The sequence below is a fragment of the Paraprevotella clara YIT 11840 genome (assembly GCF_000233955.1).
Taxonomy (GTDB): domain Bacteria; phylum Bacteroidota; class Bacteroidia; order Bacteroidales; family Bacteroidaceae; genus Paraprevotella; species Paraprevotella clara.
The window spans coordinates 1-1,090 of record NZ_JH376675.1 but is presented as its reverse complement, the minus strand read 5'-3'; the positions used below and the strand labels follow the sequence as shown (position 1 = coordinate 1,090).

General features: G+C 41.7%; 1 protein-coding gene. It reads left to right on the top strand.

Going from position 1 to position 1,090, the window contains the following annotated elements; translation table 11 throughout:
* Positions 1-128 precede the first annotated feature (128 nt).
* A partial coding sequence (locus HMPREF9441_RS17015; RefSeq protein ID WP_008623353.1) for a hypothetical protein occupies positions 129-1,090 on the top strand: 962 nt, incomplete at its 3' end.

Sequence of the window (1,090 nt, the reverse complement as noted above, 5' to 3'; positions counted from 1 at the left end):
AGACTACTGTATCGGCAGAGATATATGCCCCACTCAGTTTGCAGGTATCGCCTACAACTCAGTTGTATGCGAGCTGTAATAGTAGCAGCCAAACCTTTGACCTATCGGTAACAGGTGGTGTACCTACTATGGACAAAGCTTTTAAATATAGTATAGATGGTGGGGTTACTTTTACTCATATCGCTACTAATACTACTAATGCTTCAGTTACTATACCTATACCGGTGGCTACTGATAGCACCATACAGTTTATGGTAACCTACAGTCCTGATGGTAATGAGTGTAGACGCGATCGTTTGGTGCGTATTAGCTATGACCCACCACGTTTCTTGAGCGATACCTTTACCACAACAAAAGCTATTTGTGGTGAAGATAATGGTTCGGTACTTATTACCCCAGCCGATTACTATGTAGGTACTACTTCGCATACGCTAGTAATACGCAATGCGGCTAATGTAGTACAAACTAATACAACAGCTATGGCAGCGGGTAATTATACCGCTTACCTAACCGATGCTCGTGGTTGTGTGGCTACTAAGTCATTCACTATCGATAAGATAGACCCATTAGTGTCAACAGCGACTATTACTAAACAAATGGGTTGTACGGCAGCTGATTTGGCAGAAATAACCGTTGGTTTGACTACAGGTGGTACGGCTCCTTATGTAGTGAAGGTACTTAACACGAGTACCAATGCAGAAGCTACCCAAACGGCGACCTCGAATAATATATCATTAGCTTTTGGTAGTTTAGACTATGGTAACTATCAGGTAACAATAACTGATGCTAATGGTTGTAACAAAGTACATAATTTAGTGATAAATCCGAACTCGAATGTGATGAGCATCACTTTCCCTACTATTTCGGGTTGTGTATCGCGTACCCATGCTATTATTAGTGCTACTAGTTCGGGTACCTTTAGCTCGACTACTAAAGCGTACTTTGCGATATATCGCCCAGGTATACAAAATCCGCCAGCTAGTTCGGCTGCTAATATGGTAACCACTAATAACCTTGATGGTATAAATACTGATAATTGGTACTTAGCTACGGCATCGGGTACAGGAGTAGCTGTAACTATTCCTAATCT